Raw genomic sequence first — 18,457 nt, forward strand, 5'->3', positions numbered from 1 at the left:
AAACCGCGTTGGTTTTCTCAGGTCGGTTTCGTGTGCTGCATTTTTGACGCATTCATTTATTGGTATCGCATGAACCCCATCGTAATTAATCGGCTTCAACGGAAGCTGGGCTACACTTTTCATCATCAGGAGTTGTTGCAACAGGCATTAACCCATCGCAGTGCCAGCAGCAAACATAATGAGCGTCTCGAGTTTTTGGGCGACTCTATTTTAAGTTTCGTGATTGCAAATGCGCTTTATCATCGTTTTCCGCGTGTGGACGAAGGTGATATGAGCCGCATGCGCGCCACGCTGGTGCGCGGCAACACCCTCGCTGAAATCGCACGCGAGTTTGAGCTGGGTGAGTGTCTGCGTCTGGGGCCGGGTGAGCTGAAAAGTGGTGGGTTCCGTCGTGAATCCATTCTTGCCGATACGGTCGAGGCATTAATCGGTGGCGTGTTCCTGGACAGCGATATCCAGACCGTAGAAAAGCTGATCCTGAACTGGTATCAGACCCGTCTGGACGAAATCAGCCCGGGCGATAAACAAAAAGATCCGAAAACGCGTCTGCAAGAATATTTGCAGGGTCGTCACCTCCCGCTGCCATCCTATCTGGTGGTGCAGGTACGTGGCGAAGCGCACGATCAGGAATTTACCATCCATTGCCAGGTCAGTGGCCTGAGTGAACCGGTGGTCGGCACGGGTTCAAGCCGTCGTAAGGCTGAACAGGCTGCCGCCGAACAGGCGTTAAAAATGCTGGAGCTGGAATGAGCGAAGAAAAAACGTATTGCGGATTTATTGCCATCGTCGGACGTCCGAACGTTGGCAAATCCACCCTGTTGAATAATCTGCTTGGACAGAAGATTTCCATTACCTCGCGTAAGGCGCAGACCACGCGTCACCGCATCGTTGGTATCCATACTGAAGGCGCGTATCAGGCGATCTACGTCGATACCCCGGGCCTGCACATGGAAGAGAAGCGTGCCATCAACCGTCTGATGAACAAGGCGGCGAGCAGCTCCATTGGCGACGTAGAGCTGGTGATTTTCGTTGTGGAAGGCACCCGCTGGACGCCGGACGACGAAATGGTCCTGAACAAGCTGCGTGACGGCAAAACGCCGGTGATCCTCGCGGTCAATAAAGTGGACAACGTGCAGGAAAAAGCCGAACTGCTGCCGCATCTGCAATGGCTGGGCAGCCAGATGAACTTCCTGGACATCGTCCCGCTGTCTGCGGAAACGGGTCTGAACGTCGATACCATCGCGGGCATCGTGCGTAAACATCTGCCGGAAGCGACTCATCACTTCCCGGAAGACTACATCACCGATCGCTCTCAGCGTTTTATGGCGTCTGAAATCATCCGTGAGAAGCTGATGCGTTTCCTGGGCGCTGAACTGCCGTACTCTGTGACGGTGGAGATCGAGCGTTTCCAGAGCAACGAGCGTGGCGGCTACGATATTAACGGTCTGATCCTCGTTGAGCGTGAAGGTCAGAAGAAGATGGTGATCGGCAATAAAGGTGCCAAGATCAAAACTATCGGAATCGAAGCCCGTAAAGACATGATGGACATGTTTGAAGCACCGGTTCACCTGGAACTGTGGGTGAAAGTGAAATCTGGCTGGGCCGATGATGAGCGTGCGCTGCGCAGCCTCGGTTACGGCGAAGATCAGTAACCTAAGACGACGAGCATATGGATGGATGGCAGCGCGCCTTTGTCCTGCATAGTCGTCCCTGGAGCGAAACCAGCCTGATGCTGGACGTCTTCACGGAAGAGTCCGGTCGCGTGCGCCTTGTTGCCAAAGGCGCACGTTCCAGACGTTCTAATCTGAAAGGTGCCTTGCAGCCTTTCACCCCGCTGCTGGTCCGCTTTGGCGGGCGAGGGGAAGTCAAAACCCTGCGCAGTGCTGAAGCCGTCTCCCTGGCGCTTCCTCTTTCTGGTATCACGCTCTACAGCGGTTTGTATGTCAACGAACTCATTTCACGGGTTCTTGAACATGAGACCCGCTTCTCTGAACTTTTCTTTGATTACCTGCACTGTATTCAGGCACTTGCTGGCGCAACCGGCACCCCTGAGCCTGTGCTGCGTCGTTTCGAACTGGCGCTGCTGGGGCACCTTGGTTACGGCGTTGATTTTCTGCACTGTGCGGGAAGCGGAGACGAGGTAGAAGACACCATGACCTATCGCTATCGTGAGGAAAAGGGCTTTATTGCCAGTGTCGTCGTCGATAACAGCACTTTTACCGGGCGCCAGCTCCGGGCACTGTATGAACGCGAGTTCCCGGACGCCGACACCCTGCGTGCGGCAAAACGCTTTACCCGAATCGCGCTCAAGCCGTATCTTGGGGGCAAACCTTTAAAGAGCCGCGAATTATTCAGGCAGTTTATGCCGAAACGCTAATGTTTTACCCCTCACCCCAGCCCTCTCCCGGAGGGAGAGGGAGAAGGTAAATGACCAAAAATACCGAGGATTGTCATGGCTGAATTACTGTTAGGCGTCAATATCGATCACATCGCCACGTTACGTAATGCACGCGGTACCGCGTATCCCGATCCGGTTCAGGCGGCATTTATCGCTGAGCAGGCTGGCGCCGACGGCATTACCGTCCACTTGCGTGAAGATCGTCGCCACATCACTGACCGCGACGTGCGCATCCTGCGTCAGACGCTGGATACCCGCATGAACCTGGAGATGGCGGTGACAGAAGAGATGCTGGCGATTGCCTGCGAGACCAAACCGCATTTCTGCTGCCTGGTGCCGGAAAAGCGTCAGGAAGTGACCACCGAAGGCGGTCTCGATGTGGCCGGGCAGCTCGACAAAATGCGCGATGCCTGCAAACGCCTGGCGGATGCCGGTATCCTGGTATCTTTATTTATCGACGCTGATTTCACCCAGATTAAAGCCGCTGCCGACGTGGGTGCGCCGTATATTGAAATTCACACCGGCTGCTATGCCGATGCCGAAAACGACGCAGCGCAGGCGAAAGAGCTGGAGCGAATCGCCAAAGCGGCAACCTACGCCGCGAGCCTGGGACTGAAGGTTAACGCCGGACACGGCCTGACCTATCACAACGTAAAAGCCATTGCTGCCCTGCCGGAAATGCATGAGCTGAACATTGGCCACGCCATTATTGGTCGTGCGGTGATGAGCGGCCTGAAAGAGGCGGTGTCCGAGATGAAGCGCCTGATGCTGGAAGCGCGTCAGTAATGGCTATTCTGGGCTTAGGCACCGACATCGTTGAAATAGCCCGCATTGAAGCGGTGATCGCCCGCAGCGGCGATCGCCTCGCAAGACGCGTGCTGAGCGATAACGAATGGGCTATCTGGGAGGCGCATCAACAGCCGGTGCGCTTTCTGGCAAAGCGCTTCGCGGTAAAAGAGGCGGCGGCGAAAGCGTTCGGCACGGGCATTCGTAACGGCCTGGCGTTTAACCAGTTTGAAGTGTTTAACGATGAGCTGGGTAAGCCACGTCTGCGTTTATGGGGCGAGGCGCTTAAGCTGGCGGAAAAGCTGGGCGTGGCGCACATGCACGTAACGCTTGCAGATGAACGCCACTATGCCTGTGCGACGGTGATTATTGAGAGTTAAATTTTGTCCGCATGGTGCATCAGGACAAACTTATCCCACAACTGTTCTTCGTTCTCGACGTGTGCCGGATCTTTTAAGATCGTATTGGGAATTGGGCACACCTTCTGGCAGGTCGGCGTTTCATAGTGGCCGATGCATTCGGTGCAGCGGTCGCTGTTAATCTCATAAATGCTGTCGCCCATCGAAATCGCCTGGTTCGGGCATTCGGGTTCGCACATATCGCAGTTGATGCATTTTTTGGTGATTAACAGCGCCATCAGGAAATTCTCAGAAACATCACAAACAGGGCGGGCATTATACGCTCATTCGTTGTTCAAACCAGTTTTTTTACCAGCTCTTCGCTGTGCCGAATACGCTCTGGCGCACGCTCCAGATCCTGCTGAACCAGCGCCATAAACAACAGGTCCGTCAGCATCATCTGCGCACTCGTCGACGAAATCGCCGCGCTGCGAGTGGCCTGTTCCTCGGCAATGGTATACAGACAGCGGGTGGCCCGCTGCTGAAGCGCATTCGGGCTAAAACCGGTAATCGCCAGAATTTTTCCTCCTACGCGCAGGGCTTCGTCAGTGGCCATATTAATTTCACGTCGCTCGCCGGAATAGGAGATGGCCAGCAGTAAATCGTCAGGATCCATGGCCTGCACGGTCGCCAGCAGCGCGTGCATATCCTGTTCAACGATGGCGTTATAGCCGATTTTTGTCAGCTTCCAGCCAAAGTTACGCGCAACCAGTCCGGAGGCGCCGATCCCGGTCAACACAATACGCCGCGCGTCGCGAAGCATGGCTACGCTTTCCAGCAGTTTCTCTTCTGTGTTCACATCCAGCGTGGCATGCATTGCCGCCACGTTCTCCTTGATCAGCTTTTCGCCCACCAGACGCATCGGATCGTCGCCACGGATCTGGTTATGCACCGGCATTGACTGCGGATTCGGGTTGCTCACCAGTGCTTCACTGATCGCCAGCTTTAGCGCCGGAAAGCCCTTATAGCCTATTTTCTGGGCGAATTTCACCACGCTCGACTGGCTCACCCCGGCTTCGCCTGCCAGCTGCTGGGAGCTGAGGTGTCGCGCGCGATCGGGCTGAGAAAGTAAAAAATCCGCCAGCTTTTTATCACTCTGGGCAAACCCTGCGTAGCGCTGACGAATACGAATTAAACAGTTCATACGGTCTCCTGGCGAAAAGGTGATTACCCGCGCAAATACGAATTTTGCTCGCCTGAATGAATTTTATATTCCATTATAGTGCGTTTATTATGAATTAAAAATTCCAGAGGTAAATAACATGAATCTTGGCTCTCTTGTTTCTGAAACGCGTAACCCGCAAACCATGGATCTTGATGCACTGTCCACGCTGGAGCTGGTAAACCGCTTTAATCAACAGGATACCCTCGTCGCGCTGGCAGTCAAAGAGACATTGCCTGAGGTAGCAAAAGCCGTAGACGCCGCTGCCGACGCTCTGAAAGCAGGAGGGCGCATTATTTATATGGGAGCGGGAACCAGTGGGCGCCTCGGTGTGCTGGATGCCTCAGAATGTCCGCCGACTTTTGGCGTTCCGCACGGGCTGGTCGTTGGCCTGATTGCCGGTGGCCCCGGCGCGCTGCTGAAAGCGGTAGAAGGGGCAGAAGACAATAAACAGCTTGGGGAAGATGATCTCAGGGCGCTGAACCTGACCGCGCAGGATCTGGTGGTCGGGCTGGCGGCTTCTGGTCGTACGCCGTACGTCATTGGTGGACTGGAATATGCCAGACAGACCGGGTGCACCACAGTGGCCATCTCCTGTAACCCGGGCTCGCCGATTGCGCAGGTGGCCGCCATTGCCATCTCTCCGGTCGTCGGGCCGGAAGCGCTCACCGGCTCCACACGGCTGAAGTCGGGTACCGCGCAGAAGCTGGTGCTCAATATGATCTCCACCGGCGCGATGGTGAAATTTGGCAAGGTCTACCAAAACCTGATGGTGGATATGCAGGCCACTAACATCAAGCTGGTGGACAGAGCGTGTCGCATGGTGATGGAAGCGACAGGCGCCAGTCGTGAAGAGGCGGAAAAGGTGCTTCAGCAGACCGATCACGATGTAAAACCCGCCATTCTGATGATATTAACCGGGCTGGATGCAGCCGCGGCCAGAGCCAGACTCGAAGCCCATCACGGGTTTTTACGGGCGGCATTAGAACACCAATAAGAGGCGTGTATGGACAAAACAGCAGCGCTCGCCAGCGACATCCTGCTCGGGATCGGTGGGGAAAAAAATATTCAGCGTCTTGAGAACTGTATGACGCGTGTTCGCGTCGAGGTGCATAACGACGAACAGCTTGATTTGACGCGCCTTAAGCAGCTTCCCGGCGTGAGCGGGTACGTTAAGCAGGGGCAACAGCACCAGTTGATTGTCGGTCCGGGCAAAGCGGCGCAGGTGGTAGATGCCATGCGCGCCCTGATGACGGGCGGTGAAACGGCTCCCGCCTTTGACGATGCGGAACGCACCAAAGCGCAGGCGAAAGCCAAATACAAAGCCCCTATGAGCGATGCGCTGCGCCAACTGGCTAACGTCTTTATTCCGCTGATCCCGGCGTTTATCGCGTCGGGGCTGATCACCGGGATTATCAATATTCTTAAGCGTCCGGATATTGTCGGGGATTTTGCCACGCAGTATCCGAACCTGCTGGGTATTCTGGCGATTTTCGGCAGCGCGGTGTTTGCCATCATGAACATTCTGGTGGGGGTGAACACGGCCAAAGTGTTTGGCGGCTCGCTGGCGATGGGCGGCGTTATGGCGGGTATCCTCTCCAGCCCGCAGCTGGCGCAGATTACGCTGTTTGGCGAGGCGCTTCAGCCTGGCCGCGGCGGGGTGATTGCCGTGCTGCTGGTGGTCATTCTGATGTGCTGGATCGAGAAAAAGCTGCGCGCGGTGCTGCCAGGCTCGATTGAGCTGATCCTCAACCCGCTGCTGACCACATTGATTACCGGGAGCGTGGCGATTGTGGCGCTGCAACCGTTAGGCGGCGCAATCTCTGAAGCCATCGCCCACGGCGCGTCTCTGGCTATCGATCGCGGTGGGTTATTGGTGGGGGCTGTGCTGTCCGGAACCTTCCTGCCGTTAGTGCTGACCGGTTTGCATCAGGGGCTAGTGCCGATTCACGTCGAACTGGTACAGGCGCACGGCTATAACGCCCTGCTGCCGATCCTGTCGATGGCGGGCGTTGGGCAGGTCGGCGCGGCCATCGCGGTGCTGATGAAAACCCGCAACGCACGTCTGAAAAAGGTCATTAAAGGGGCGTTGCCGGTCGGGTTGCTCGGTATCGGCGAGCCGCTGATTTTCGGCGTTACGCTGCCGCTGGGCAAGCCGTTCCTGGCCGCCTGTCTCGGTGGCGCGGTGGGCGGGGCGTTGATTAGCTACTGGAAAGTGGCGACCGTTATCACCTTCGGGATTTCCGGTTTACCGCTGGCATTAACCATCGTGACCGGAAAAGTGATGCTCTATCTGTTAGGCTATCTGGTAGCGGTGATCGCCGGGTTCCTGTTTACCTGGCTATTAGGATTCAACGACCCAGAGGAGTAAGGTTTGGCAAATCACAAGCGTCGCGTTGTCTTTTTTGATCTGGATGGAACGCTGCATCAGCAGGATATGTTCGGCACCTTTATGCGCTATCTGCTGCGGCGCCAGCCCCTTAACGCGTTGCTGGTATTGCCCCTGTTACCCGTTATTGGCATCGCGCTAATGGTGAAAGGCCGTTCAGCGCGCTGGCCGATGAGCCTGCTGCTCTGGGGATGCACGTTTGGTCATAGCGAAGCGCGTCTTAAGCAGCTTGAGCAGGATTTTGCCCACTGGTTTCGCGGGCACGTCGCCGCGTTTCCCGTGGTCCAGGCGCGCCTGACCAGCTATCTCGACGCCAACGATGCCGATATCTGGCTGATTACCGGCTCCCCGCAGACGCTGGTGGAGCAGGTCTATTATGATACGCCCTGGCTGCCGCGCGTAAACCTTATCGCCACGCAGATCGCGCGCGGCTACGGCGGCTGGGTGCTCACCCTGCGTTGCCTCGGACATGAAAAAGTGGTGCAGCTGGAGAAACGCATCGGTACGCCGCTGCGTCTGTACAGCGGCTACAGCGACAGCAAGCAGGACAACCCGCTGCTCTATTTTTGCCAGCACCGCTGGCGCGTCACGCCTCTGGGCGAACTTCAGCAACTCGAATAGTCTTATCTGTACCGGCTGTGTATAATGCCGCCCGCTTTTCGACTGGAGTATCAGCCCTTGTCCAACCCTGAACACAATCATGAATACTGGATGCGCCACGCGCTGGCGCTGGCTCAGCGCGCCTGGGAAGAGGGCGAAGTTCCCGTGGGCGCGGTGCTGGTCCATAACAATCAGGTAATTGGTGAAGGGTGGAACCGTCCGATTGGCCGTCACGATCCTACCGCGCATGCTGAAATTATGGCGCTGCGTCAGGGCGGACTGGTGCTGCAAAACTATCGTCTGCTTGATACCACCCTGTACGTCACCCTTGAACCGTGCGTGATGTGCTCCGGGGCGATGGTGCACAGCCGAATCGGTACGCTGGTGTTTGGCGCGCGGGATGAAAAAACGGGCGCTGCTGGTTCACTGATGGACGTGCTTGGGCATCCGGGGATGAACCACCAGGTGAAAACTATCGGCGGGGTACTTGCACCAGAATGTTCGGGTCTGTTAAGTGACTTTTTTCGAATGCGTCGGCTGCAGAAAAAGCAACAAAAGGCAGAATTGAAACCGCAGGGTGATTAAGCTCGTCCGGTGCGACCACCGGATAGCTTTCAGCCAGCTGTTGCGCCTCGGCCGCCTCTTTTTCTTTCTCCAGCAGATATCCCACCAGGCTTATCTGATACTTACGAATATTTTCCACGTAGGCATACGCTTCATGCCCGCGCGCATAGCCGTACGTCAGCTTCTGGTACCACTGTTTCTGGCTAAGCAGCGGCAGGCGCTGTTTTACATCTGACCAGCTGTCCGGGTTACCTTTGGTTTTTGCCGTCAGCGTCCGCGCGTCGAGCATATGGGCATAACCCATGTTATAGGCGGCCAGCGCAAACCAGATCCGCTCCCCTTCAGGGACCGTCTCCGGCACTTTCGCCATCATATCCTGTAAATATTGCGCGCCGCCGCTGATGCTCTGTTCCGCATCGGTTCGATCGCTAATGCCGAGGCTCTGCGCGGTATTTTTGGTCAGCATCATCAACCCGCGAACGCCCGTGGGGGAGGTGGCCTGAGCATCCCAGTGCGATTCCTGGTAGGAAATTGCCGCCAGTAACTTCCAGTCAATCTCCTGAGCGTACTTCTCGAACAGCGGTTGCAGGTCCGGCAGCACGCTATCCACCGCGCGCAGGAAGGAGCGGGTGTCAACGTAATCAAAATCGTCACCGTGACCGAGATATTTCTCTTCCAGACGCGCCAGGGTGCCGTCTTCATTGATGGAATTAAAGAAATCGAGCATAGCCGCAGAGACGGTTTGATCGTCGTCTAACTGGGTAAACCAGGTTACCGGCTGTTCATCGGTCACATCCAGCGCCACGGCGATTTCAGGATGAACGCGCTGGAAAAGGCTGATCGCCACCGAATCAGCAATGGTATAGGCCAGCTTTTTATCTTTTACCTGCTCCAGCAATTCGGTAGTGCCGAGTTTAGGATCGACCGTCCAGCTGAGGTTCGGGTATTTGTTCTCTTTCAACGCCCGCAGATCGTCAATCACCACATGGCCTGGCGCGATGGTCAATTGCTGGTCGGTAATGTCGGCCAGTGAGCGCGGGCGCAAGCTACCCACACGATAAACCACCTGCTGCGACACAGAGTAATAAGTCGGGCCCGGCTGATAATTTTTGCTGCGTTCGCTATTGTACACCAGACCTGCGGCGAGAATATCGGCACGGTCATGGTCTAAATCATCAAACAGCTGGTTGATGTTCTGCCGCACGGTGACTTTCAGCTTCACGCCCAGATAGTCCGCAAACAGCTGTGCCAGTTCGTAATCAAGACCAATGGTTTTACCGTTGATATCGTCGTATATAAGCGGAGAGGAGAGGGTACTGACGCGCAACTCCCCCCGCTCCTGAATGGCGGCGATACGGTTTTCGGCTTTGCCGAACCAGGGGATAGACGGCCAGAGGGCCACTGCCAGCAGCAACGTAACAATGCCGATGAGCAGATAATTAATCTTTAATTTTTTCAATTAGTTAATTCTCTGCGACGCCGGTTGCCTCAGTGTGCTGTAGTCATGTTAAGAGTAGAGTTTGCCATTGATTGAGCGGCATTTTGCGCAAAGTAGCGCCAGTTGGCAACCAATTAGAGAGACAGGTCACATCTATTGTTAAACAAAAAGGATGATTTTATTTCGACGCAAACGGTTTCGTCGGCGCTCAGGATTCTCTATAATGACGCCCGTTTTCCCCCCTTGCGCACACTGTAAGCGCCCCGGCGCTTCGAAGACGAGAGACTTATGATGGAAATTCTGCGTGGTTCGCCTGCACTGTCTGCCTTCCGTATTAATAAACTGCTGGCACGTTTTCAGGCGGCCGACCTTCCGGTAAGCAATATTTACGCTGAGTATGTCCATTTTGCTGACCTGAATGCCCCCCTGAATGCAGAGGAGCGCGTACAGCTGGAACGTCTGCTTAAATATGGCCCAAGCCTGAGCAGCCATACGCCGACCGGCAAATTAATCCTCGCCACGCCACGTCCTGGCACCATCTCCCCCTGGTCTTCCAAAGCCACCGACATCGCTCACAACTGCGGCCTGAGCCAGATTAACCGTCTGGAGCGCGGCGTGGCGTACTATGTGGAAGCGTCAACCCTGAGCGACGCGCAGTGGCAGGCCGTCACAGCGGAGCTGCACGACCGCATGATGGAGAGCGTGTTTGACTCTCTGGATGATGCGCAGAAACTGTTCTCCCACCATCAGCCTGCGCCGGTACAGAGCGTGGATCTGCTGGGGCAGGGGCGTCAGGCGCTGATCGACGCAAACCTGCGTCTTGGTCTGGCACTCGCAGATGATGAAATCGACTACCTTCAGGATGCATTCGTTAAGCTGAATCGCAACCCGAACGACATCGAACTGTATATGTTCGCGCAGGCCAACTCCGAGCACTGCCGCCACAAAATTTTCAACGCCGACTGGATTATCGACGGCGAACAGCAGCCGAAGTCGCTGTTCAAAATGATCAAAAACACCATGGAGCAAACGCCTGACCACGTGCTGTCTGCCTATAAAGACAACGCCGCGGTGATGGAAGGTTCCGAGGTGGGCCGCTTCTTCGCCGACCGCGAAGCAGGGCGCTATGACTTCCACCAGGAGCCTGCGCATATCCTGATGAAAGTGGAAACCCACAACCACCCGACGGCCATCTCTCCGTGGCCGGGTGCGGCGACCGGCTCCGGCGGTGAAATCCGTGACGAAGGTGCGACCGGTCGCGGCGCGAAACCAAAAGCGGGTCTGGTCGGTTTCTCCGTTTCCAACCTGCGTATCCCGGGCTTTGAACAGCCGTGGGAAGAAGATTTCGGCAAGCCAGAGCGCATTGTGACCGCGCTGGATATCATGACCGAAGGCCCGCTGGGCGGCGCGGCGTTCAACAATGAATTTGGTCGTCCGGCGCTGAACGGTTACTTCCGTACCTACGAAGAGAAAGTGGACAGCCACAACGGCGAAGAGCTGCGCGGCTACCACAAACCCATCATGCTGGCGGGCGGGATCGGCAACATTCGCGCCGATCACGTGCAAAAAGGTGAGATCGTCGTGGGCGCGAAGCTGATCGTGCTCGGCGGCCCGGCCATGAACATTGGTCTGGGCGGTGGTGCAGCCTCGTCTATGGCTTCCGGCCAGTCTGATGCGGATCTCGACTTCGCGTCCGTGCAGCGCGACAACCCGGAAATGGAGCGCCGCTGTCAGGAAGTGATCGACCGCTGCTGGCAGCTCGGCGATGCCAACCCGATTCTGTTTATCCACGACGTGGGCGCGGGTGGGCTCTCTAACGCCATGCCTGAGCTGGTGAGCGACGGCGGTCGCGGCGGGCGCTTCAACCTGCGCGATATCCTGAGCGATGAGCCAGGCATGAGCCCGCTGGAAATCTGGTGTAACGAATCCCAGGAGCGCTACGTGCTGGCGGTTGCTGCCGATCAGCTGCCGCTGTTTGACGAGCTGTGCCGCCGCGAGCGCGCGCCGTATGCCGTCATCGGTGAAGCGACCGAAGAGCAGCACCTGACTCTCAGTGATACCCATTTCGACAACCAGCCGATCGATCTGCCGCTCGACGTGCTTCTCGGCAAAACGCCGAAGATGACCCGCGACGTTACAACCCGCAAAGCGGCGGGTAAAGCGCTGGATCGTCAGGGCATTATTGTGGCGGAAGCGGTTAACCGCGTGCTGCACCTGCCTGCGGTGGCGGAGAAAACCTTCCTGGTCACCATCGGCGACCGTACCGTGACCGGTATGGTGTCACGCGATCAGATGGTCGGCCCGTGGCAGATCCCGGTCGCTAACTGCGCCGTGACCACCGCGAGCCTCGACAGCTACTACGGCGAAGCGATGGCGCTGGGTGAACGCACCCCGGTGGCTCTGCTGGACTTCGCCGCTTCTGCCCGTCTGGCGGTCGGTGAAGCGCTGACCAATATCGCCGCGACGCAGATCGGCGACATCAAACGCATCAAACTTTCCGCGAACTGGATGGCCGCTGCCGGTCACCCTGGCGAAGACGCGGGCCTGTACGAAGCGGTAAAAGCGGTGGGTGAAGAGCTGTGTCCTGCGCTCGGCCTGACCATTCCGGTGGGTAAAGACTCCATGTCGATGAAAACCCGCTGGCAGGAAGGCAGCGAGCAGCGCGAGATGACTTCGCCTCTGTCGCTGGTGATCACTGCGTTTGCGCGCGTGGAAGACGTGCGTCATACCGTTACGCCGCAGCTTTCCACTGAAGATAACGCCCTGCTGCTGATTGACCTCGGCAAAGGCCATAACGCGCTGGGTGCCACCGCGCTGGCACAGGTTTATCGCCAGCTCGGCGAAAAGCCAGCCGACGTGCGGGACGTCGCACAGTTAAAAGGCTTCTACGACGCAATTCAGGCGCTGGTGGCGCAGCGTAAGCTGCTGGCCTACCACGATCGTTCCGATGGCGGCCTGCTGGTGACGCTGGCAGAGATGGCCTTCACCGGCCACTGCGGCGTTGAAGCAAACATTGCAACGCTTGGTGAAGACCGCCTGGCGGCGCTGTTTAACGAAGAGCTGGGTGCCGTCATTCAGGTACGCGCCGCAGATCGCGACGCGGTGGAAGCGATTCTGGCGCAGCACGGTCTGGCAGACTGCGTGCACTATCTCGGTAAAGCGGTGCAGGGCGACCGTTTCGTGATTGAAGCCGACTGCCACGCGGTGTTCAGCGAAAGCCGCACCACGCTGCGTATGTGGTGGGCGGAAACCACCTGGCAGATGCAGCGCCTGCGTGACAATCCGGAATGCGCCGATCAGGAACACAACGCGAAGGCGAACGACAACGATCCTGGCCTGAACGTGAAGCTCACCTTCGACATCAACGAAGACATTGCCGCGCCGTACATTGCGACCGGTGCGCGTCCTAAAGTGGCCGTGCTGCGCGAGCAGGGCGTTAACTCCCACGTTGAGATGGCAGCGGCCTTCCACCGGGCGGGCTTTGACGCCATCGACGTCCACATGAGCGACCTGCTGGCAGGGCGTACCGGGCTGGATGATTTCCAGGCACTGGTAGCCTGCGGGGGGTTCTCCTACGGTGACGTGCTGGGCGCGGGCGAAGGCTGGGCGAAGTCCATCCTGTTCAACAGCCGCGTACGTGACGAGTTTGAAACCTTCTTCCACCGTCCGCAGACGCTGGCGCTGGGGGTGTGTAACGGCTGCCAGATGATGTCTACCCTGCGCGAGCTGATCCCGGGCAGCGAAGCCTGGCCGCGCTTTGTGCGTAACCAGTCTGACCGCTTTGAAGCGCGCTTCAGCCTGGTAGAAGTAACCCAAAGCCCGTCCCTGCTGTTGCAGGGGATGGTCGGTTCGCAGATGCCAATCGCGGTTTCGCACGGTGAAGGTCAGGTTGAAGTCCGTGATGCGGCGCACCTGGCTCAGCTTGAAAGCAAAGGACTGGTGGCGCTGCGCTTTGTTGATAACTTTGGCAAGGTCACCGAAACCTATCCGGCTAACCCGAACGGTTCGGCAAATGGCATTACCGCGGTCACCAGCGAAAGCGGTCGGGTGACGATTATGATGCCGCACCCGGAGCGTGTCTTCCGTACCGTGAGCAACTCCTGGCACCCGGAAAACTGGGGCGAGGACAGCCCGTGGATGCGCATTTTCCGCAACGCACGTAAACAGCTAGGTTAAGTTTCTACGCCCTGACTGTAGGCCCGGTAAGCGCGAGCGCCACCGGGCTTTTTTGTCTCTGTCGCAAATTCGCGACAACTCTCTGGTCTGAGTGTCTCCAAAAGGAGACATTTAACCTGTTGATTTATATGCGGCAGGACAGGTTCCCGTTAAGGTGTTGCTTAATAGCGACACTTAGCCTGGAAATCATTCACGTAAAAATCAATACGTTTTGATAATAAAAATATTACTAATCATAAGGATAGCATTAATTTTTGCAATCTGGCACGCGTGTTGCATAATAGTAACCAGTGGCTCATTCACCTTCTTATGTCAGCCCCTTCGGGACGTGCTACATAAACTTCGAATGACGCACAAAAAGGTGCCTGCCGTCCAACTACTGATTATTGCAATGCTTTATCAGGCCAGGGCGAAACGTCGAGTTAGGCACCGCCTTATTCCATGACAAAGCCGGGTTTTTACCCGGCTTTGTTGTATCTGAAGGGCAGACTCAGTTACGCTCTCCTCAAACCCGGATGAAGAGAGTAATGTGTTGAAACGCTGGCCCGCTTTCCCTCGCTCCCTGCGACAGCTCGTTATGATGGCCTTCCTGCTGATCCTGCTACCTTTGCTGGTTCTGGCCTGGCAGGCCTGGCAAAGCCTGAACGCGTTAAGTGCTCAGGCGGCCCTGACTAACCGCACCACGCTTATTGATGCTCGCCGTAGCGAGGCGATGACCAACGCCGCGCTTGAGATGGAGCGTAGCTATCGCCAGTACTGCGTGCTGGACGATCGCACGCTGGAGAGGGTCTATCAGAACCAGCGTAAACGCTACAGCGAAATGCTGGACGCCCACGCCGGGGTGCTGCCAGATGACAAACTCTATCAGGCGCTGCGTCAGGATCTGAACGATCTGGCGCAGCTCCAGTGCAAAAACAGCGGTCCTGATGCCGCCGCCGCCGCCCGACTTGAAGCCTTCGCGAACGCCAATACGGAGATGGTTCAGTCCACCCGTACGGTTATCTTTTCCCGTGGTCAGCAGCTCCAGCAGGAGATTGCCGAGCGCGGCCAGTTCTTCGGCTGGCAGGCGCTGGTGCTGTTCCTCGTCAGCCTGGGGCTGGTGCTGCTCTTTACCCGCATGATCATCGGCCCCGTGAAGGGGATCCAGCGGATGATTAACCGCCTGGGGGAGGGTAAATCTCTCGGGGATACGGTCGTATTTAAAGGCCCGCGCGAGCTGCGCTCGGTCGGTCAACGCATCATCTGGCTTTCAGAGCGCCTGGCATGGCTGGAATCGCAGCGCCACCAGTTCCTGCGCCATATCTCACACGAACTCAAAACGCCGCTGGCCAGCATGCGTGAAGGTACGGAACTGCTGGCCGACGAAGTGGCGGGGCCGTTAACCCCTGAGCAAAAAGAGATCGTGGCGATTCTGGATGCCAGCAGCCGCAATTTACAAAAGCTTATTGAACAACTGCTGGACTATAACCGCAAGCTGGCGGATGGTGCTGTGGTGCTTGAAAGCGTTGAGATTGAACCGCTGGTGGACATGGTGATCTCCGCCCATAGCCTGCCAGCAAGAGCTAAAATGATGCATACCCAGGTGGAACTCAACGCGCCAGCCTGTCTTGCAGAACCGATGCTGTTAATGAGCGTACTGGATAATCTTTATTCCAATGCGGTGCACTATGGTACTGAATCCGGTACCATTTATATCAGAAGCAATAACAACGGTTCGCGGGTATTTATTGACGTAGCGAATACCGGAAGCCCGATTCCGGATGATGAAAAAACGATGATCTTTGAACCCTTCTTCCAGGGGAGTCATCAGCGAAAAGGTGCGGTAAAAGGAAGTGGTCTGGGGCTGAGTATTGCCCGCGACTGCATACGACGCATGCAGGGTGAGCTTAACATCGTGAGTGATGAACGCGCCGATGTCTGTTTTCGTATCGAACTGCCTCTTGAGCCGGAAAAATCAATGAAATGAATAACAACCTGGTGAGTATGTCACACGTCTTTTACCGCGCACTGCGCGCGGTGTTTTCCAGCAAAAATGTGCGCCTCAGCCTGCCCTGCTTACTGCTGGCAGGCTGTGTAACCCATGCACCGAAAAGTGCAATTAGCCACAAACAGGAAGATAAATGGCCGCAAAAACAGCTGGCTGATTTCCTTTCGACACGTTGCGATGATATCTGGAGCCTGTCGGGGCGTGATGTTGAATCCAATCCGCTGTTCTGGCTGCGCGGAATAGACTGCGCCCAGCGGCTGGCGCCCGCCGAGGCCCGTGCCCAGGCGGCGATGCTGGTGGACGATACCTGGCAGGACGCATTTAAACGCGGGATCGTGATGGCGGATGCCAGAATCACGCCTGTCGAACGCCGCGCCAACGTGACGCGGCTGGATACTTACGTGATCAATATTCCCCCGCAGGTGCGCCCGGTCTATCAGCTCTGGCGGGACGGACAAACCCTGCAATTACAGCTGTCTGAAGAGCGTTTCCGCTACAGCAAATTGCAGCAGTCAAGCGACAGCGAGCTTGATGCGCTTCGCCAGCAGCAGGAGTCGCTGCGCGAGCAGCTGGAAACCACCACCCGCAAGCTCGAAAATCTGACCGATATCGAAAGACAGCTCTCGACGCGTAAGCCGGCAGGCAGCTATCTGCCCGATGGGTCGAAAGGCAACTCTGCCACGACGCCAGACAGTGAGATGCCGAAACAAGAGGATGTGAAGCCATGACAAGCCGTAAACCTGCCCATCTGTTACTGGTGGATGACGATCCCGGGCTGTTAAAGCTGCTGGGGATGCGTCTGGTCAGCGAAGGCTACAGCGTGGTCACCGCTGAAAGCGGGCAGGAGGGGCTGAAGGTGCTCAGCCGTGAGAAAATCGATCTGGTGATCAGCGATTTGCGCATGGATGAAATGGATGGCCTGCAACTGTTCACGGAGATCCAGAAGCAGCAGCCCGGGATGCCGGTGATTATCCTCACCGCTCACGGATCTATTCCTGATGCGGTGGCCGCGACGCAGCAGGGGGTATTCAGCTTCCTCACCAAACCGGTGGATAAAGACGCCCTCTATAAAGCGATCGACAGCGCCCTTGAGCACGCGGCGCCATCCGGAGACGACGCCTGGCGTGAATCCATCGTGACGCGTAGCCCTGTAATGCTGCGCCTGCTGGAACAGGCGCGGATGGTGGCGCAATCCGACGTTAGCGTGCTGATCAACGGCCAGAGCGGGACCGGGAAAGAGATCCTCGCCCAGGCGATCCACAACGCCAGCCCGCGCAGTAAAAATGCTTTTATTGCCATTAACTGTGGCGCGTTGCCGGAACAGCTGCTCGAATCAGAGCTCTTCGGCCATGCCCGCGGCGCCTTTACCGGCGCGGTGAGCAGCCGTGAAGGGCTGTTCCAGGCGGCTGAGGGGGGCACGCTGTTCCTTGATGAAATTGGCGATATGCCCGCGCCGCTGCAGGTCAAATTGCTGCGCGTGTTGCAGGAGCGGAAAGTGCGTCCGCTTGGCAGCAACCGCGATATCGATATCAACGTGCGTATTATTTCCGCCACCCACCGTGATTTACCCAAGGTGATGGCGCGCAACGAGTTCCGCGAAGATCTCTACTATCGACTGAATGTCGTCAACCTGAAAATCCCGGCGCTGGCCGAGCGTGCGGAAGATATCCCGCTGCTGGCAAATCACCTTTTGCGCCAGGCCGCTGACCGCCACAAACCATTTGTGCGCGCGTTCTCCACCGATGCGATGAAACGCCTGATGACCGCAAGCTGGCCGGGTAACGTACGCCAGCTGGTGAACGTGATTGAGCAGTGCGTGGCGTTGACGTCATCGCCGGTGATCAGCGATGCGCTGGTGGAGCAGGCGCTCGAGGGGGAAAACACGGCCTTACCGACATTTGCGGAAGCGCGAAATCAGTTCGAGCTGAACTATCTGCGCAAGCTGCTGCAAATCACCAAAGGCAACGTGACCCACGCGGCGCGCATGGCCGGGCGTAACCGTACCGAGTTCTATAAATTGCTCTCACGCCACGAGCTGGAAGCGAACGATTTTAAAGAGTAATACCGCAAAATTCGCCTGAATATGATACTGTGAGCAACCGATTACGAGGCTGCTTACTGGCAAGAGTTTAAGGACCCACCATGAAAAAAATTGATGCGATTATTAAACCTTTCAAACTGGATGATGTACGTGAAGCGCTGGCAGAAGTAGGCATCACCGGGATGACCGTAACTGAAGTGAAAGGTTTTGGTCGTCAGAAGGGCCACACCGAGCTATACCGTGGCGCAGAGTACATGGTGGACTTTCTGCCGAAAGTGAAAATCGAGATCGTGGTGAGCGATGATATCGTCGATACCTGTGTGGATACCATCATCCGCACGGCGCAGACCGGTAAAATTGGCGACGGGAAAATCTTCGTCTTTGACGTGGCGCGCGTGATCCGTATCCGTACCGGCGAAGAAGACGACGCGGCGATTTAACATTCTTGCCGGGTGGCGCTGCGCTTACCCGGCCTACAGAACCCTTCGCAGGTCCGTGCAAGCGCAGCGCCGCCGGGC

Annotated in this window: 17 protein-coding genes; 14 read left to right on the forward strand and 3 right to left on the reverse strand. The window is 56.8% G+C overall.

Translation table 11 applies throughout. The annotated features are described in order from the left end of the window. Nucleotides 1-69: 69 nt before the first annotated feature. The 5 genes from rnc to acpS all read left to right on the forward strand — a co-directional run bounded on the left by rnc (nt 70) and on the right by acpS (nt 3,564). Nucleotides 70-750 (forward strand): ribonuclease III, encoded by a 681-nt coding sequence (gene rnc, locus SK51_RS10170; protein WP_003860711.1) that lies wholly within the window; start codon nt 70-72, stop codon nt 748-750. Next, nucleotides 747-1,652, forward strand: a complete 906-nt coding sequence (era, locus tag SK51_RS10175; RefSeq protein WP_023306723.1) for a GTPase Era — start codon at nt 747-749, stop codon at nt 1,650-1,652. The genes rnc and era overlap by 4 nt, the downstream gene beginning before the upstream one ends. Before the next feature lie 17 nt (nt 1,653-1,669). After that, nucleotides 1,670-2,377, forward strand: a complete 708-nt coding sequence (gene recO / locus SK51_RS10180; RefSeq protein ID WP_015572142.1) for a DNA repair protein RecO — start codon at nt 1,670-1,672, stop codon at nt 2,375-2,377. 75 nt (nt 2,378-2,452) lie between these two features. Next, nucleotides 2,453-3,184: a pyridoxine 5'-phosphate synthase gene (gene pdxJ, locus SK51_RS10185; RefSeq protein WP_015572143.1), complete on the forward strand. Its 732-nt coding sequence runs from the start codon at nt 2,453-2,455 to the stop codon at nt 3,182-3,184. Further along, nucleotides 3,184-3,564, forward strand: a complete 381-nt coding sequence (acpS, locus tag SK51_RS10190) for a holo-ACP synthase (RefSeq protein ID WP_015572144.1) — start codon at nt 3,184-3,186, stop codon at nt 3,562-3,564. Before pdxJ ends, acpS begins: the two co-directional genes overlap by 1 nt. On the opposite strand, the gene SK51_RS10195 is transcribed toward acpS, so the two are convergent. Both SK51_RS10195 and SK51_RS10200 read right to left on the reverse strand, forming a co-directional pair. Further along, nucleotides 3,561-3,821 carry a YfhL family 4Fe-4S dicluster ferredoxin gene (locus tag SK51_RS10195; RefSeq protein WP_023300734.1) on the reverse strand — a complete coding sequence of 87 codons (261 nt, stop codon included), beginning with the start codon at nt 3,819-3,821 and terminating at the stop codon, nt 3,561-3,563. The two genes, acpS and SK51_RS10195, sit on opposite strands and share 4 nt — an antisense overlap. Before the next feature lie 56 nt (nt 3,822-3,877). Next, a complete protein-coding gene (locus SK51_RS10200; RefSeq protein ID WP_023300733.1) occupies nt 3,878-4,726 on the reverse strand; it encodes a MurR/RpiR family transcriptional regulator in 849 nt (282 codons plus the stop codon). Between the two features lie 118 nt (nt 4,727-4,844). On the opposite strand from SK51_RS10200, the gene murQ reads away from it, so the two are divergent. The 4 genes from murQ to tadA are packed head-to-tail and all read left to right on the forward strand — an operon-like array spanning nt 4,845 to nt 8,318. After that, nucleotides 4,845-5,741, forward strand: coding sequence for an N-acetylmuramic acid 6-phosphate etherase (gene murQ / locus SK51_RS10205; protein ID WP_023306721.1), 897 nt, complete (start codon nt 4,845-4,847; stop codon nt 5,739-5,741). Between the two features lie 9 nt (nt 5,742-5,750). Continuing rightward, a complete protein-coding gene (locus SK51_RS10210; protein ID WP_023306720.1) occupies nt 5,751-7,115 on the forward strand; it encodes a PTS transporter subunit EIIC in 1,365 nt (454 codons plus the stop codon). Nucleotides 7,116-7,118: 3 nt separating this feature from the next. Then, nucleotides 7,119-7,754 carry a phosphatidylglycerophosphatase C gene (gene yfhb, locus SK51_RS10215; protein WP_048206668.1) on the forward strand — a complete coding sequence of 212 codons (636 nt, stop codon included), beginning with the start codon at nt 7,119-7,121 and terminating at the stop codon, nt 7,752-7,754. Nucleotides 7,755-7,778: 24 nt separating this feature from the next. Beyond that, nucleotides 7,779-8,318, forward strand: coding sequence for a tRNA adenosine(34) deaminase TadA (tadA, locus tag SK51_RS10220; protein WP_023300729.1), 540 nt, complete (start codon nt 7,779-7,781; stop codon nt 8,316-8,318). Here the strand turns inward: tadA and mltF are convergent. Continuing rightward, complete coding sequence (gene mltF, locus SK51_RS10225; RefSeq protein ID WP_023306718.1) at nt 8,206-9,756, reverse strand: membrane-bound lytic murein transglycosylase MltF; 1,551 nt, start codon at nt 9,754-9,756, stop codon at nt 8,206-8,208. The two genes, tadA and mltF, sit on opposite strands and share 113 nt — an antisense overlap. A gap of 267 nt (nt 9,757-10,023) precedes the next feature. Between mltF and purL the strand changes: the two genes are divergently transcribed. From purL to glnB, 5 genes are all read left to right on the forward strand, one after another. Then, entirely contained in the window at nt 10,024-13,911 is a 3,888-nt protein-coding gene (purL, locus tag SK51_RS10230) for a phosphoribosylformylglycinamidine synthase (protein WP_023306717.1), read from the forward strand. 532 nt (nt 13,912-14,443) lie between these two features. Then, entirely contained in the window at nt 14,444-15,877 is a 1,434-nt protein-coding gene (qseE, locus tag SK51_RS10235; RefSeq protein WP_032622390.1) for a two component system sensor histidine kinase QseE/GlrK, read from the forward strand. Next, nucleotides 15,874-16,626, forward strand: coding sequence for a two-component system QseEF-associated lipoprotein QseG (gene qseG / locus SK51_RS10240; RefSeq protein ID WP_023300725.1), 753 nt, complete (start codon nt 15,874-15,876; stop codon nt 16,624-16,626). Before qseE ends, qseG begins: the two co-directional genes overlap by 4 nt. Next, on the forward strand, nt 16,623-17,960 hold the full coding sequence (glrR, locus tag SK51_RS10245; protein ID WP_015572150.1) for a two-component system response regulator GlrR: 1,338 nt from the start codon (nt 16,623-16,625) through the stop codon (nt 17,958-17,960). The genes qseG and glrR overlap by 4 nt, the downstream gene beginning before the upstream one ends. Nucleotides 17,961-18,040: 80 nt before the next feature. Next, nucleotides 18,041-18,379, forward strand: coding sequence for a nitrogen regulatory protein P-II (glnB, locus tag SK51_RS10250; protein ID WP_003860685.1), 339 nt, complete (start codon nt 18,041-18,043; stop codon nt 18,377-18,379). Nucleotides 18,380-18,457: the final 78 nt, after the last annotated feature.

The sequence above is a fragment of the Enterobacter sp. MGH85 genome, from assembly GCF_001037655.1.
In the GTDB taxonomy this organism is placed as follows: Bacteria; Pseudomonadota; Gammaproteobacteria; order Enterobacterales; family Enterobacteriaceae; genus Enterobacter; species Enterobacter intestinihominis.